The 15,005-nt window shown below is 69.7% G+C and carries 17 protein-coding genes; 7 read left to right on the top strand and 10 right to left on the bottom strand.

What is annotated here, in order from left to right; genetic code table 11:
- Positions 1-56: 56 nt before the first annotated feature.
- From rplS to rpsP, 4 genes are all read right to left on the bottom strand, one after another.
- Positions 57-440 (bottom strand): 50S ribosomal protein L19, encoded by a 384-nt coding sequence (gene rplS / locus ACT54X_RS09360; RefSeq protein WP_017759816.1) that lies wholly within the window; start codon positions 438-440, stop codon positions 57-59.
- Between the two features lie 148 nt (positions 441-588).
- On the bottom strand, positions 589-1,347 hold the full coding sequence (trmD, locus tag ACT54X_RS09355; protein WP_294367126.1) for a tRNA (guanosine(37)-N1)-methyltransferase TrmD: 759 nt from the start codon (positions 1,345-1,347) through the stop codon (positions 589-591).
- Between the two features lie 35 nt (positions 1,348-1,382).
- A complete protein-coding gene (rimM, locus tag ACT54X_RS09350; RefSeq protein ID WP_017759818.1) occupies positions 1,383-1,943 on the bottom strand; it encodes a ribosome maturation factor RimM in 561 nt (186 codons plus the stop codon).
- A 17-nt stretch (positions 1,944-1,960) separates the two neighbouring features.
- Positions 1,961-2,236: a 30S ribosomal protein S16 gene (gene rpsP, locus ACT54X_RS09345; protein WP_294367120.1), complete on the bottom strand. Its 276-nt coding sequence runs from the start codon at positions 2,234-2,236 to the stop codon at positions 1,961-1,963.
- Between the two features lie 156 nt (positions 2,237-2,392).
- Here rpsP and ACT54X_RS09340 point away from each other — a divergent pair, with 156 nt between their 5' ends.
- Together ACT54X_RS09340 and ACT54X_RS09335 are read left to right on the top strand one after the other, a co-directional pair.
- Positions 2,393-2,920: a GNAT family N-acetyltransferase gene (locus ACT54X_RS09340; RefSeq protein WP_294367118.1), complete on the top strand. Its 528-nt coding sequence runs from the start codon at positions 2,393-2,395 to the stop codon at positions 2,918-2,920.
- Positions 2,921-2,929: 9 nt separating this feature from the next.
- Positions 2,930-3,430 (top strand): TM2 domain-containing protein, encoded by a 501-nt coding sequence (locus ACT54X_RS09335; protein WP_294367114.1) that lies wholly within the window; start codon positions 2,930-2,932, stop codon positions 3,428-3,430.
- A gap of 28 nt (positions 3,431-3,458) precedes the next feature.
- Here the strand turns inward: ACT54X_RS09335 and ACT54X_RS09330 are convergent, their stop codons facing one another.
- The 5 genes from ACT54X_RS09330 to hda form a co-directional block, all read right to left on the bottom strand.
- A complete protein-coding gene (locus ACT54X_RS09330; protein WP_017759822.1) occupies positions 3,459-4,469 on the bottom strand; it encodes an inorganic phosphate transporter in 1,011 nt (336 codons plus the stop codon).
- A 19-nt stretch (positions 4,470-4,488) separates the two neighbouring features.
- Positions 4,489-5,133, bottom strand: coding sequence for a DUF47 domain-containing protein (locus ACT54X_RS09325; RefSeq protein ID WP_017759823.1), 645 nt, complete (start codon positions 5,131-5,133; stop codon positions 4,489-4,491).
- Positions 5,134-5,232: 99 nt separating this feature from the next.
- Positions 5,233-5,685 (bottom strand): 2-amino-4-hydroxy-6-hydroxymethyldihydropteridine diphosphokinase, encoded by a 453-nt coding sequence (gene folK, locus ACT54X_RS09320; RefSeq protein ID WP_476346174.1) that lies wholly within the window; start codon positions 5,683-5,685, stop codon positions 5,233-5,235.
- Positions 5,686-5,780: 95 nt separating this feature from the next.
- Positions 5,781-7,421 (bottom strand): polynucleotide adenylyltransferase PcnB, encoded by a 1,641-nt coding sequence (gene pcnB / locus ACT54X_RS09315; protein WP_294367106.1) that lies wholly within the window; start codon positions 7,419-7,421, stop codon positions 5,781-5,783.
- A gap of 46 nt (positions 7,422-7,467) precedes the next feature.
- Positions 7,468-8,151, bottom strand: a complete 684-nt coding sequence (gene hda, locus ACT54X_RS09310) for a DnaA regulatory inactivator Hda (protein ID WP_294367103.1) — start codon at positions 8,149-8,151, stop codon at positions 7,468-7,470.
- Positions 8,152-8,311: 160 nt separating this feature from the next.
- On the opposite strand from hda, the gene purM reads away from it, so the two are divergent.
- The 5 genes from purM to ACT54X_RS09285 all read left to right on the top strand — a co-directional run bounded on the left by purM (position 8,312) and on the right by ACT54X_RS09285 (position 12,659).
- Positions 8,312-9,379 (top strand): phosphoribosylformylglycinamidine cyclo-ligase, encoded by a 1,068-nt coding sequence (gene purM / locus ACT54X_RS09305; RefSeq protein ID WP_294367100.1) that lies wholly within the window; start codon positions 8,312-8,314, stop codon positions 9,377-9,379.
- Between the two features lie 25 nt (positions 9,380-9,404).
- On the top strand, positions 9,405-10,454 hold the full coding sequence (locus ACT54X_RS09300) for an AI-2E family transporter (RefSeq protein ID WP_294367097.1): 1,050 nt from the start codon (positions 9,405-9,407) through the stop codon (positions 10,452-10,454).
- A 124-nt stretch (positions 10,455-10,578) separates the two neighbouring features.
- Positions 10,579-11,151: an isochorismatase family protein gene (locus ACT54X_RS09295; RefSeq protein WP_294367094.1), complete on the top strand. Its 573-nt coding sequence runs from the start codon at positions 10,579-10,581 to the stop codon at positions 11,149-11,151.
- A 96-nt stretch (positions 11,152-11,247) separates the two neighbouring features.
- Positions 11,248-11,601, top strand: coding sequence for an antibiotic biosynthesis monooxygenase family protein (locus ACT54X_RS09290; protein ID WP_294367088.1), 354 nt, complete (start codon positions 11,248-11,250; stop codon positions 11,599-11,601).
- Positions 11,598-12,659, top strand: coding sequence for a GlxA family transcriptional regulator (locus tag ACT54X_RS09285; RefSeq protein ID WP_294367085.1), 1,062 nt, complete (start codon positions 11,598-11,600; stop codon positions 12,657-12,659). The genes ACT54X_RS09290 and ACT54X_RS09285 overlap by 4 nt, the downstream gene beginning before the upstream one ends.
- Here the strand turns inward: ACT54X_RS09285 and yccS are convergent.
- The gene (gene yccS / locus ACT54X_RS09280; RefSeq protein ID WP_294367083.1) at positions 12,614-14,893 is read right to left on the bottom strand and encodes a YccS family putative transporter; all 2,280 of its coding nucleotides are present in this window, start codon (positions 14,891-14,893) and stop codon (positions 12,614-12,616) included. The genes ACT54X_RS09285 and yccS overlap by 46 nt on opposite strands.
- Between the last annotated feature and the right edge of the window lie 112 nt (positions 14,894-15,005).

The following is a 15,005-nucleotide window of genomic DNA, read 5'->3' as shown; positions in this document are numbered from 1 at the left end:
AGGCGGCCCTGTGAGGACGGCAGGAGCGGTGACCGGTCCTGCCTGCACGTCGCGAATCAGTTCGCAGCGGCCGCGTTGGAGGCCTTGCCCGGCAGCTTTTCCTTGATGCGGGCAGAACGGCCACTGCGCTCGCGCAGGTAGTACAGCTTGGCGCGGCGCACGTCGCCGCGGCGCTTGACTTCGATGCCGGCGATCAGCGGGCTGTAGGTCTGGAAGGTACGCTCGACGCCTTCGCCGCTGGAGATCTTGCGCACGGTGAAGGCGCTGTTCAGGCCGCGGTTGCGCTTGGCGATGACGACGCCTTCATAAGCCTGCACGCGCTTGCGGGTGCCTTCGACCACGTTGACGCTGACGATCACGGTGTCGCCAGGAGCGAACGCGGGGATCTTCTTGCCCAGGCGGGCGATTTCCTCTTGCTCGAGGGTCTGGATGAGGTTCATGGTTTCCTGCGAAAGGATCGTGTCCGCGCTGCACTGAAGGCGGCTGCCGGTGCCTGCACTATCGCGAGTTGCGAAGAAGGCGCCGGATCCACAAGGGCGAGCCTCGGGACGAGGGCCGCGGCCGGACAGAGGATCGAAAAGCCCTCGATTATAGCGTGGGCTGCGGCAGTTGCTGCAAGTACTGCTCGTCCCGCGGCTGGAGACGGCCTTCGGCACGTGCCACCTCGATCAGGTCGGGCCGGCGCTCGGCCGTCAGCGCCAGCCGCTGCTCCCGCCGCCAGCGCTCGATCTGGGCATGGTGACCGGACATCAGGGGCGCCGGCACGGGCATATCGCGCCAGACCTCGGGTCGCGTGTAGTGCGGGCAGTCGAGCAGGCCATCCAGTTCGGGATTGAAACTGTCCTGCGCATGGCTGTCGGCGTCGCCGAGCACGCCGGGCTGTAGCCGTGCCACGGCATCGAGCAGCGCCAGCGCCGCCAGTTCGCCGCCGGACAGCACGAAATCGCCCAGGCTGATCTGATGGGTCACGTAGCGATCGATGAAGCGCTGATCCAGTCCCTCGTAGCGGCCGCAGATCAGCACCGCCCCGGCACTCGCCGCCCATTCGGTCACCACTGCGTGGCCCAGTGGCTGGCCCACGGGTGAGAAAAGGACCACGGACGAGGCCTCACCCCGGTCGGCAACGGCAGCCTCCACGCAACGGGCCAGGGGCTCGGCCATCATGACCATGCCGGGCCCGCCGCCGAAAGGCCGGTCGTCGACGCGCCGGTAATTGCCTTCGGCAAAGTCGCGCGGATTCCAGAAGCGCACGTCCACCTGTCCGGACGCAAAGGCGCGCCGGTTGATGCCGTTGGCGAGGAAGGGCGCGAACAGTTCCGGGAAAAGGGTCAGGACGTCGAAGCGCATGCGCGTCCGCGTGCAGGCGGCAGTGGGCCAGCCGCTCAGTAGTCGGGCTGCCAGTCGGCCACGATGAGGCGGCCGGCCAGATCGACCTTGTCGACGATGGCGGAGACGAAGGGAATCAACCGCTCGCCAGGCTTGTCGCCTTCAGCAGTCGGCGGCACCTCGAGGACCAGGGTGGTCTGCGGGCCGGTCGCCAGCAGTTCACGCACCGTGCCCAAGGCCACGCCTTCGCGGTTGACGACCGACAGGCCGACAAGGTCGACCCAGTAGTACTCGTCGTCTCCCGGCGTCGGGAACAGGGAGCGCGGCACGAAGATGCGGGCACCGCGCAGGGCCTCGGCCGCATTGCGGTCGGGCACCTCATCGGAATGCGCCACGATGCAGTCGGTGTGCTCGCGGGCTTCTCGGATGGGAAGTCGAAAGACCTGGCGACCGTTGCCAGGCGGCTGGAGGAACCAGCGCTTGGAAGTGAACAGCGCCTCGGGCTCGGCGCTGTGGGGCAGGACCTTGAACCAGCCCTTGATGCCCCAGGCATCGACGATGCGCCCGACTTCGATGGCGTCCGCCGGCAGTTCGGCAGCGTCGAGCGTGGGCAGCATCGGCGACGGCGCGCCGATCAGGCGGCGGCTTGCTCGGTGGCGGCAGGGGCGGCGGCGCCGGTCTGCTTGATCAGGCGCACGACGGTGGGCGAAGCCTGGGCGCCAACGCTCTTCCAGTAGGCCAGGCGGTCCTGGGCGATACGGATGCTTTCCTCGCCGCCGCGGGCGGTGGGGTTGTAGAAGCCCAGACGCTCGATGAAGCGGCCGTCGCGACGGGTGCGCTTGTCGGCAACGACGATGTTGAAGAACGGACGGCCCTTGGAGCCGCCGCGGGAGAGTCGAATGACGACCATGATTTATCCTTGGGGTGGAGCCAGCCGCAGGTTTCTGGGAATGCCTGGGATCGGCCGGTGAATTCTTCTCCAGCGTTGAGACACGCGACATGGCCACCCGGCCAGCGACACGCTGAAAAGCCCGCGAGTATAGCGCCCTTCCGCACCCCCGCTTCCATGCACCTGACCATTCGACCCAGCCGCGACGAAGATCTCGCGGCCATCACGGCCATCTATGCCCATCACGTCCTGAATGGCACGGGCACCTTCGAGACCGACGCCCCGACCCAGGTCGACATGTCCAACCGCCGGGCCGACGTTCTGGCCAAGGGCCTGCCCTATCTGGTGGCAGAGAGCGAGGCCGGCGAGGTGCTCGGCTTCGCCTACTGCAACTGGTTCAAGCCGCGGCCCGCTTATCGCTACTCCGCCGAGGACTCGATCTATATCGCCGACGCCGCACGCGGCATGGGCCTCGGCGCACGGCTTCTTGAAGCCCTGGTCGCTGCCGCGCAGGCAGCCGGTGTGCGCAAGCTCATCGCCGTGATCGGCGACTCGGCCAATGCCGGCTCGGTCGGCGTGCATCGCAAGCTGGGCTTCGCCCACGTCGGCGTCATCAAGGACTGCGGCTGGAAGTTCGGCCAGTGGCGCGACGTGGTGCTGATGGACAAGGTGCTCGGCGAAGGCAGCAGCACGTCACCCGAATAAGGAACCGCTATGACCGTCGACACCCCGGCCAGGACCGTCCCCGCCGCCGTTTCCGTGCGCAGCCCTCGCAGCAAGACCCTCGCAGCGTGGCTCGCCTTTGTTGGCGGCCCGCTGGGGCTGCACCGCTTCTACCTCCACGGCCTGGGCGACATGCTGGGCTGGCTGCTGCCGATCCCGACCGCTCTGGGCCTCTACGGCGTCGAGCGGGCCCGCATGTACGGGCTGGACGACGGCTGGAGCTGGGTACTCATCCCGTTCCTGGGCTTCACCATCGCGGGCTGCGCGCTGATGGCCATCATCTACGGCCTGATGACGCCGGAACGCTGGAACGCCAAGCACAACCCCCAGCTCGCGCCCGATGCGGCGCCGGGTGGCACCAACTGGTTCACCATCGGTGCCGTCGTGCTTGCATTGCTGATCGGCGCGACGGTGCTGATGTCGAGCATCGTCTTCAGCTTCCAGCGCTACTTCGAGCACCAGATCGAGGAAGGCCGCCGCATCTCGCAATGAGCAGGCGGCAGGCCGGCGCCCCGCCGCCTCAGAACAGCTGCATGCTCAGCCAGTAGGCGATGGCCGCCACAAAGGCAGCAGCGGGAATGGTGAAGATCCACGCCCACACGATGTTGCCCGCCACGCCCCAGCGCACCGCGCTGGCGCGTTGGACGGACCCCACACCGACGATGGCACCCGTGATGGTGTGCGTGGTCGACACGGGAATGCCCAGCGCCGTCGCCAGGAACAGCGTCAGCGCCCCGCCCGTCTCGGCGCAGAAGCCGCCAACGGGCTTGAGCTTGGTGATCTTCTGGCCCATGGTGCGCACGATGCGCCAGCCACCGAACATGGTGCCCAGGGCAATGGCCGTGTAACAGCACACCACCACCCAGGTGGGCGGCGAGGTGTCGGCGGCGGAGGCATAGCCCGTGGCCAGCAGCAGCATCCAGATGATGCCGATGGTCTTCTGGGCATCGTTGCCGCCGTGGCCCAGGCTGTAGGCGCCGGCAGAGACCAGTTGCAGCCGCCGGAACCACCGGTCCACCCGGGAGGGCGTGGCCCGGCGGAAGATCCAGGCCACGGCCACCATCATCAGCGAACCCAGAAGGAAGCCCAGCAGCGGCGAAACGAAGATGAAGGCCACCGTCTTCCAGATACCGGCGCCCACCAGGCCCGAGGTGCCGGTCTTGGCCATCACGGCGCCCACGATGCCGCCGATCAGCGCATGCGAGGAGCTGCTGGGAATGCCGTAGTACCACGTGACCAGGTTCCAGCTGATGGCCCCGATCAGCGCGCCGAACACCACGTGCACGTCGATCACGTTGGCATGCGCGATGCCCTTGCCCACCGTCGCCGCCACGCTGAGGTGGAAGACGAAGATGGCAATCAAGTTGAAGAAGGCGGCGAACAGCACCGCCTGGCCCGGCTTGAGCACGCCGGTGGACACCACGGTGGCGATGGAGTTCGCCGCATCGTGGAAGCCGTTCATGAAGTCGAAGGCGATGGCCAGCGCGACCAGCACCACCACCACCCAGAGGGCGACCTGCACCGTTGCCATGGAGATTGCTCCCGGCGGATCAGGAGTTCTCGAGGATGATGCCCTCGATCACGTTGGCCACGTCCTCGCACTTGTCGGTGACCGTTTCCAGCAGCTCGTAGATGGCCTTGAGCTTGATCACTTCGCGCACGTCGGGCTCTTCGCGGAAGAGCTTGCTCATGGCGCTGCGCATGACGCGGTCGGCGTCGGATTCGATGCGGTCGATCTCTTCGCAGGTCTTGAGCGTGGCCTCGGCCACGGCGGGATCGGCGATCTTGCCCAGGTACTTGACGGCATCCTTGAGACGGCCGCAGCACTTGACCGACAGGGCGGTCAGGCGGGAGATCTCGTCCGTCATCTGCCGCACGTCGTACAGCGCCATGGTCTCGGCGCAGTCCTGGATCAGGTCGGCCACGTCGTCCATCGTGTTGATGAGCTTGTGGATCTGCTCGCGATCGATGGGCGTGATGAAGGTCTTGTGCAGCAGCAGGTTGACGTCGTGGGTCACGCGGTCGGCCGCGCGCTCCGCGTTGTCGACGTCGCGGTTGTACTGCTCACGCAGGTGCACGTCGTTGTAGTTGGCAACCAGCTGTTCGAAAGCCCGTGCGGCCTCGACGATGCGCTCGGCATGCTGGTTGAACATCTCAAAGAAATTGCCCTCGCGGGGCAGCAGCTTGCCGAGCATGAAATTGGCGTCCTTACACGAAAGATGCGACAGGGTGATGACACCCGAGCAACCCGCAAGTGTAAAGGGCGGCGCCTGCCGGCGCCCCCAACGGGTGCTTTAGAGGCGTTGGATGGCTTGGCCCGCCACGGCTGCGAGCTGCGCCGCGTCGACCCGCTCGGGCGCGATTTCCGCCAGCGGCAACAGCACGAAGGCCCGCTCATGCATCCGCGGATGGGGCACCACAAGGCGCGGCTCGGCGATGCGGGCATCGCCATGGAGCAGCAGGTCCAGATCGAGCGTGCGCGGCGCGTTGCGATACGGACGCTCGCGGCCCGCCTCGAGCTCCAGGCGCTGCAACTCGTCAAGGAGATCGAGCGGCGACAGCTGCGTCTCGAGGGCGGCGACCGCATTGATGAAGTCCGGGCCACCGGCATCGACGGGCGCGCTGCGGTAGAGGCTGGAGCGGGCGACCAGGCGCGTCTGCGGCAGGCCGCCAAGGTCGGCGAGTGCACGAACCACGGCCGCTTGGGCGTCGCCGAGATTGGCGCCAAGCGCCACGTAGGCGCGCACGCAGGGCACTTCGGGTGCGGCGTGCTTGCCTGGGACGGGGTGACCTCCAGCGTCGCTGGCGATGAGTGCGCCCGTCGGCGTGCCCGGCGCGAGGCTCACGCCGCGTCGGGCGAGGAGCCGCCCGCGTCGCCACCCCCCGCCGCGCCGCCGCCGCTGCGCGGCTTGCGGCGCCGGCGGCGCTTGCGCGGTGCCCCGCCCTCGCCGTCTGCGGGCACCAGGGCCTCCTCGCCATCGCCGGTCTGTTCGCCCAGGGCGGCCTCGGCCGGTTCACCGCCGCCCGTCGACGCAGGCGCCGCGGCACGAGGGCTGCGCGTGTGAACGCGGGGCGCGCGGCTGCCCGACTGCGCCTTGCGCTGCTCCGCCCGCACCTGCTCGATCAGGTCCTCGCGGCGGATGTCGTCGGCGGTGCTGAACTCCTGCCACCATTCGGCGATGGCCTCATCCACCTCGCCGATGTCGGCGCGCAGGCGCATGAAGTCGAAGCCGGCGCGGAAGCGCGCCTGCTCCACCAGGCCATAGGGCGTGCTGCCGACACGCTTGTCGAAGCGCGGCTGCATCATCCAGATCTCGCGCATGTCCGCGGCCAGCTTGCCGCGGCCCGACACGTCGCCGATGCGGGTGTTGAAGACGTCGTCGATGGCGTCCTGCAGCGCGGGGATCGGCGGCTGTGCACGCTGGCCCGGGCGCTCCTTGAGGCGCGCCTGCCAGCCTTCGCGCACGTCGCTCCACAGCACACAGGCCAGCAGGAAGCTGGCCGCCACCGGCTTGCCCTCGCCGACGCGGCGGTCGGTGTCGGCCAGCGCGGCCTTCACGAAGGGCAGGTCGGCGCGTTCCACCACCACGTCGAGCAGCGGATAGATGCCGCGCGCCAGACCCAGCGTGCGCAGCTGCGCGATGCTGGCCAGCGCATGGCCGGTCTGCAGCAGCTTGAGCATCTCGTCGAACATGCGGCTCTGCGGCACGTCGGCCAGCAGCCGGGCCGATTCGACCAACGGCGCCGCCGTCTTGGCGTCCATCTTGAAGCCCAGCGCCGCCAGCTTGGCCGAGAAGCGGATGGCGCGCACGATGCGCACCGGATCCTCGCGGTAGCGGGTGGCGGGGTCGCCGATCATGCGCAGCACCAGCTTGTGCGCGTCGCGGATGCCGTTGTGATAGTCGACCACGATCTGCCGCGCCGGGTCGTAGTACATCGCGTTGACGGTGAAGTCGCGCCGAGCGGCGTCCTCGTCCTGCGGCCCCCAGACGTTGTCGCGCAGCACACGGCCGCTGGCGTCCACGGCATGCTTCATGGCCGAGAGTTCGCTCTTGCTGGTGCGCTCGTTGCCGGCCACCTGCTCGGCGGCACCGGCCTCCATGTAGGCGCGGAAGGTCGAGACCTCGATCACCTCGTGCTCGCGCCCGCGGCCGTACACCACGTGCACGATACGGAAGCGCCGGCCGATGATGAAGGCGCGACGGAACAGGCCCTTGACCTCTTCCGGCGTGGCGTTGGTGGCGACGTCGAAATCCTTGGGCTTGAGGCCCAGCAGCAGGTCGCGCACCGCGCCGCCCACGATGTAGGCCTCGAAACCGGCCTGCTGCAGCGTGGTCACCACATTCTTGGCCCGCTCGTCCACCAGCGCGGGGTCGATGCGGTGCACGCTGGCATCCACTTCCTGGCGCTTGCCGAAGCGCGAACGGCTGCCGCGGGCCGAGCCCGTCTTGGCCAGGATCTTGTCGATGAATTGCTTGATCATGGAATCCGTGTGTCGGGCCGCCCCCGCAGGGCGGCCCGGAGTGTCTTCATTCGTTTTCGAGCATGTGCCGCACCAGCGGGATGGTGATGGCACGCTGCGTCTGCAGCGCATAACCGTCGAGCTTCTTGAGCAGCTCGATGAGGCTGCCCAGGTCGCGGCTGAAGCGGTGCAGCATGTAGTCGACCACCTCCGGCGGCAGCTTGAGGCCGCGCGCCGAGGCCAGTTCGTGCAGCACCGCCCGCCGCTCTGCCTCGCTCAGCAGCTGCAGTTGGAACACATGGCCCCAGGCCAGCCGCGTGCGCAGGTCCTCGCGCAGCTTGAGGTCGGCCGGCGGCAGCTCGCCCGCCGCCACCACGCCGCACTGCAGCGACTGGGCCTGAACGAACCAGCTGAAGGCGGCCTGCTGCTGCACGGTGTCGTACAGGTGCACGTCGTCCATCAGCACGGCGTCCCACTGTTCGTCGAAGGGTGGCGGATCGTAGAGGCCCGGATGCATCCAGCCCAGCCGGGCCCCCTGGTCGTACAGGGCCGAAGCCACCGACTCCAGCAGGTGCGTCTTGCCGGTGCCCGATTCGCCCCACAGGTAGATCGGTACCGGCGAGTGCAGCGTGCCCCGGCCCGTACCCACCCAGGCCCGCAGATGGGCCACCGCCTCTTCATTGGGCCCGACGTGGAAGCTCGCCAGCGTCGGCGCTGTCTGCAGGCCGATGTCGAGCGCGAGCTGCTTCATGCGAGGGAGATGGATGGCGGCGGAGGGGATGCGGGAATGCGGTGGGGCGGGCCGGAGCCGACCCTTAAAATCGCGTGAAATTCTATGCGGCCCGCCTCCGCGCCTGTCGAAGACGCCCGGGCCGCCTTCTTTTGGTCTCTTCCCTGCGCCGCTCGCCACCATGACTTCGCCCTCCTCCACCCCCCTCAGCTACAAGGACGCCGGCGTCGACATCGACGCGGGGGACGCGCTGGTCGACCGCATCAAGCCGCTGGCGAAGAAGACGATGCGCGAAGGCGTGCTGGCCGGCATCGGCGGCTTCGGCGCGCTGTTCGAGGTGCCCAAGCGCTACAAGGAGCCGGTGCTGGTCTCCGGCACCGACGGCGTCGGCACCAAGCTCAAGCTGGCCTTCGAATGGCAGATGCACGACACCGTGGGCATCGACCTGGTGGCCATGAGCGTCAATGACGTCCTGGTGCAAGGCGCCGAGCCGCTGTTCTTCCTGGACTATTTCGCCTGCGGCAAGCTGGACGTGGACACCGCCGCCCGCGTCGTGGGCGGCATCGCCAAGGGTTGCGAGCTGTCGGGCTGCGCGCTGATCGGCGGCGAGACGGCCGAGATGCCCGGCATGTATCCCGCCGGCGAATACGACCTGGCCGGCTTCGCCGTCGGCGCGGTCGAGAAGTCGAAGATCCTCACCGGCCAGAACGTCAAGCCCGGCGACGTGGTGCTGGGCCTGGCCTCGCACGGCGTGCATTCCAACGGCTTCTCGCTGGTGCGCAAGGTGATCGAACGCGCCGGCGCCGACCTGCCTTCCACGCTCGATGGCCAGCCCTTCCGCGAGGCCGTGATGGCGCCCACGCGCCTGTACGTCAAGCCGGTGCTGGCGGCCCTGGCCGCGCATCCGCATGGCGGCGAGGCGGGCGACGGCGGCATCAAGGCGCTGGCCCACATCACCGGCGGCGGCCTGCTGGAGAACATTCCGCGCGTGCTGCCCGAAGGCACCGCGGCCCACCTCACCAAGGGCAGCTGGCCGCAGACCGAGCTGTTCGCCTGGCTGCAGAAGGTGGCGGGCATCGACGACATCGAGATGAACCGCACCTTCAACAACGGCATCGGCATGGTGGTGGTAGTGGCCGCCGCCGACGCTGAGTCCTGCGCGGCCACGCTGCGCGCCCAGGGCGAGACGGTCTATCAGATCGGCATGATCGCCGAGCGCGGCAACGGCGCCGCAGTCGTCGTGGCCTGAGGATGCGCCCGGCCACGCCGTGACGATGCCGCATCCTGTCGCCGTCGGCGCAAGCCGGCCGGTGGTCATCGCCAGCTACCTGCTGATGGGGCTGGGCCTGTTGGGCATCCTGCTCAGCCATCTGCTGGTGGGCCTGCTGTGCGCCTGCGTGGGCTTTCTGTTCACGCGCTGGTTCACGCGCCTCACGGTGCAGTGGGCACATCGGCGGCTGCCGCCCCGCGCGCGGGCGCGGGTCGAATCGATCATCAAGGCCGTGGCGATCCTGCTGGTGGTGCTGGGCCCGCTGGCGCTGCTGGCGCTGGGTGTGTCGCAGGCGCGCGAATACGTGGTGGAGGCGCCGCAGCAGTACCGCGGACTGCTCGACTACATCGCCCGCACCATCCTGGAACTGCGCCAGAAGCTGCCGCCCGAGCTGGCCGCTTCGCTGCCGGCGGCGGCCGACGACGTCCAGCGCATGGTGGCCAACTACCTGCGCAACGAAGCGGGCACGCTCGCCCTGGCCGGCCGGGCCTGGCTCAACGCCGTGCTGCACGGCTACGTGGGCCTGATCGTCGGCGGCCTGGCCGCCGTCGCGCTACCGCCGCTCCACCGCCGCCCCCTGGCTGCCGCACTTCACCAGCGCATCACCACTTTCGGCCTGGCCTTCAAGCAGATCGTGGCGGCCCAGTTCTGGATCGCCAGCTTCAACACCGCCCTCACGGCCACCTTCCTGTTGCTGGTACTGCCGCTGTGGGACACGCGGCTGCCCTACACGCCCGTGCTGATCACCTTCACCTTCGTGGCGGGGCTGGTGCCCATCGTGGGCAACCTGCTGTGCAACGTGGTGCTGACCCTGGTGGGGCTGTCGGTGTCGCCGCTCACGGCGGCGGCCTGTCTGGTCTTCCTGATCCTGATCCACAAGGCCGAGTACGTCATCAACGCCAAGGTGGTCGGCAAGCGCACCCACATGGCGGTGTGGGAGTTGCTGTCGGTGATGTTCGTGGCCGAAACCGTCTTCGGGCCGGCCGGGCTGGTGGCGGCGCCGCTGTTCTACGCCTACCTCAAGAAGGAGCTGGAGGCGGCGAAGCTGGTCTGAGGCAGGCACGGGGCGCGACCTGCCGATGTCCGATTCCGATCGAAAGCGGGCGCAGCCGGTGCGGACGCAGGGCGCGGCGCTCCGAACAATGCAGGCTTCCTCAACGCCCAGACCGGAAGCAGCCATGACCACCGCCCTGCTCGTGATCGACGCCCAGGCGTCCTTTCTCCACCGCCCCTTCTACCGTCCCGACGACGTTTCCGCGTGGCTGGCCGCGCAGAACGCGCTGATCGCAGGCTGCCGCGAGGCCGGCGTGCCCATCGTCAGGATCTACCACGTCGACGGCCCGCACGATGCCGCCAACCCTTTCGCCGAGGAGAGCGGCCACGTCCGCCCCTTCGACGGCCTGGCCGACTTCGCCGCCGACGCCACCTTCGTCAAGCACCGGCACAGCGCGCTGGTGGGCACCGGGCTCGACGTCTGGCTCACGCAGCAGGGCGTCCGCCGGCTGATCGTCAGCGGCATCCGCACCGAGCAATGCTGCGAGACGACGACACGCCACGCCAGCGATCTCGGCTGGCAGGTGGACTATGCGCTGGACGCCACGCTCACCTTCGACATGGTCCAGCCCGATGGCCAGCCGCTGACGGCCGTGCAGATCAAGGCCCGGACGGCCACCGTGTTGCAGGGCCGATTCGCGCAGGTGTGCAGCGCGGCGCAGGCCCTCGCACGTCTGCCCGCGCTCGAAACGGCCTGAAGCGCACAGAATCGCAGGCTGACCTCGACGCCCGGCGCCCCGCGCTGCGCCCTCCAGGCGACGGCGCGCCGAGGGCACATGTCCCGGACCCCCTCCATGACGACCCCGAACGCCAGCCCCTTTGCGCACCTGCCCGACGGCACCTGCTACGCCGTCATCTTTTCCTCCCAGCGAAGTGCTGGGCATGACGACGACGGCTACGCCGAGGCCGCCGACCGCATGGTCGAGCTGGCGGCGGCGCAGCCCGGCTTCCTGGGCGTGGAAAGCGCACGCGGCGCCGATGGCTTCGGCATCACGGTCTCGTACTGGGCCAGCGAGGAGGCGATCGCCGCCTGGCGCCACCATGCCGAGCACGCCGCCGCCCGCGAGCAGGGCCGCAGCCGCTGGTACACGGCCTTCGAACTGCGCGTGGCCTGCGTCGAACGGGCCTATGGCAGCGGCCGGCCATGAGCGACCGTCCGGCCGCGCCCACGCACGTACGCGCCGCAACCACGGCCGCAACAGCACCGGCGCGCCAGCCGCAGGAAGCGCACACCATCATCCGCGTCGTCTTTGCCCTGCTGCCCGACAGCCTGGCGCTGGACTGGGCCGGGCCCGCCGAGGCGCTGCGCATCGCCAACCGGCTGCTCGAGGCCAGCGGCCGGCCGTTGCGTTTCGAGGTGGAGTTCGCCGCTGCCCAGCCCGAACTGCGCAGCTCCGTTGGCGTGCAGCTGGCGGGCCTCATGCCGCTGCCCGGCGCCTGGGATGGGCGGGCGACCTGGCTCGTGCTGGTGGGCCTGCCCGGGCGACACATCGACGTCGACACACCCGAGGCGCGTCATCTGCTGCACTGGCTGCGCGGCCAGCGTCTGGAAGCCGGCCAACTGGAGCTGTTGACCATCTGCGGCGGCGCCCTGCTCGCGGCCCACGCGGGCCTGCTGGCGGGCCGGCGCGCCACCACGCACCACCATCACCTCGATGAACTGAAGGCCAGCGAACCGGCCTGCGAGGTGGTGGCCAACCGGGTCTTCGTGCTCGACGCGCCCGTCTTCAGCAGCGCCGGCGTGACCACCGGCATCGACCTCGTGCTGCACCGCATCGGCACGCTGTGCGGCGAAGCGCTGGCAGCCCAGGTGGCGCAGACGATGGTGATGCCGCTACGGCGCGGCCCGCAGGATCCGGAACTCTCGCCCTTCCTGGCCCACCGCCATCACCTGCATGCCGTGGTGCACCGCGTGCAGGACGCAGTGAGCGAGGCGCCCCAGGCCGGCTGGACTGTGCCGGGCATGGCCGCCCTGGCCCACACCTCACCACGGCACCTGACACGCCTGTTCGTCCAGCATGCCGGCGTGGCGCCCCTGACCTACCTGCGGCGCTTGCGGCTCGAAAAGGCGCGGCAGGCCATCGGCGCCGGCGCCAGCGTGACCCAGGCGGCCGAGGCCTCGGGCTTCGGCACGGACACGCAGTTGCGCCGGGCCTGGCATCAGTTTGGGCTGCCGGGCACGCCCGCGCGCCCCTCGGCCGCCTGATCGGGCGCGGCGTCGGCCACCGCCAGCCAGTCGGCGGCATGGGCACGCAGCACGTCGATCTGCACCCACACCAGCAGCAACTCGGTGCGCATCAGCCGCAGGCGGGCCATCACCTCGTCGGCCTCGTCCGCTTGGGGGACGTTGCGACCGGCGTCCGTCTCGGCGCCGGCGGCCAGCGCTTCGCGCGCCGGGTGCGGCGGCGCCGTACCCAACCGGCCCGCCTCGACGTCTGCCGCCAACTGTTCCAGCGCCGCGGCAGCCTGCTGGGCGGCCTCTCGCAGCACCGCCACCTGCGGGCCGTCGGGCACCGCGGCGCGGTGCGCGCCGAGCGCCGAGAGGTAGCTCAGCAGCGTGTGCGACTGGATCACGAAGCGCACCGCCACGCCTGCGCGGCGGCGGGCGAAGCCGGGCTCGCGGAACATCTCGGTCACGGCCGTGGACAGCGCCGCGTCGGCGTTATGGGCGTTGCGCCGCGCCAGCCGGTAGGCCAGGTCGTCGCGTGCGCCACTGTCGTACTGGCTCGCGATCTGGCGCAGGTAGGCCGCATGCTGGCGCATGGCCTGCGCGGCGATCTCGTGGATGCGCCGGGCCTGCCAGTGCGGCAGCACCAGCAGCACGGCCAGGCCGGCGATCACGCTGCCAATGGCGGTGTCGATCAGCCGCGGCTCGATCAGGCGCGCGCTGTCGGTGATCTGGTTGAAGCACATCAGCACCAGCAAGGTCATGGCCGCCGTGGCCAGCAGGTAGCGCGTGCTGCGGTTGGCAAAGAACACCACGCCCGCCACCACGGCGAACACCGACTGCAGCAGCGGCTGCGGAAAGAGGTCGATCAGCGCCCAGCCCGCCACCACGCCGAGGGCCGTGCCGGCCACGCGCTGACCCATGCGAGCGATGGTCTCGCCATAGCCGGGCTGGCAGACGAAGAGCGTGGTCAGCATGATCCAGTAGCCCTCCTGCAGCTGCACCACATGCATGACGCCATAGCCGGCGGCCAGCGCGACGGCCAGGCGCACGGCATGGCGGAACAGCGGCGAGCGGGGCGTGAGCTGCCGGCGCACGCGCGCCAGCGCATCGCGCCAGTCGCGGGCCGAGCGGTCGAACAGGCTCATGTCGGTGCGGCCGAGCCGGGCCGAGGGATGCGCCGTATCGCTGGCGCCGGCCAGTTGCCCGTCGAGCAGGGCCAGGTTGCGCGCCAGTGCCTCGATGGCGGGCAGCCGTTGCTGCGCCTCTTCACCTGCGGTCGCACGCGCATGCACGATGGCGCTGCGCAGTTCGGCCAGGGCCTGCACGCTCTGGCCGTCCATCACGAAGGGCTCGCGCCGCTCCACCGACCGGGCCAACTGGCTGCACGCATCGCCCTGCAACCAGAGCACGCGCTGGCAACGGTAGAGCAGGTCGCTGTGGAAGAAGGCCTCGGCCAGCGCGTTGTAGTCCTCGTGCGAGGAACTGGCGCGCTCGTGCACGTCCTGCGCGATCAGGTAGAGACCGCGGTAGCGCGCGAGCCGGCCCGTGGGCGCCCGCGGGCCGAGGCGCGAGAAGATGGCTTCCTTGGCATCGTTGAGAGCGGCGACCACCTTCGCGTTGAGCCCGGCCAGCGCCAGCCGCTTGCGCTGCACGTCCACGCCGCGCAGCGGCTCGAAGAGCGAGGCCTTGTAGCGCACGTACTCGCCCAGCACGCCATAGACCCGCACCAGCATGGCCTGCACCGGCAGCGAAGGGAACAGCGCGCACCACAGCACCGAGATCGCCCCGTACCAGGCCGCGCCGGCCACCAGCAGCAGCGGCTCGCGCCAGTGGTGGCCGGGGCCGTGCGCCGCGACGGCGTGCTCCATGCTGATGGTGGCGTACATCGCCAGGATCAACGTGCCATAGGCGATGGCCTTGTAGCGTGCGCCGATGGCGCCCAGCATGGTGATGCCAAAGGCCGCCAGGCAGAACACGCCGATGAAGACCCACGACAGGCCGAACAGGGCCTGCACCCCCGCGCCCACGGCCGCGAAGCAGGCCAGCATCACCAGGAGCGCACGCAGACGGCCGCGCCAGCTGTCGTCGGTCTCGGCCAGCGCGCTGGCGATGGTGCCGAGGAAGAGCGGGATCACCGCATCCTGGTGGCCAGCCAGCCGTGCGCCGGCCATCAGCGTGGCCAGCGCCAGCAGCACGCGCAGGGGTTGCGCGCGCTGGAAGAGCAGCCGCCATTGGCCGCGCAGGCCGTCGATCGAGATCAGGGAGTCCATGGAAGAGCGGAAAGTCGTCCGGGTCACGCAGGATGCATGCCGCGGGTCTGTTGAAGCAGCGCGCCCGTCGATGCAGGCGGTGGCCCGGCGCACCGACGGCGGTGATGGCCGG

The organism is Pseudacidovorax sp. DMC4, from assembly GCF_056314265.1.
The sequence above is the reverse complement of the archived record's forward strand: the minus strand, read 5'-3'. Positions and strand labels throughout refer to the sequence as shown.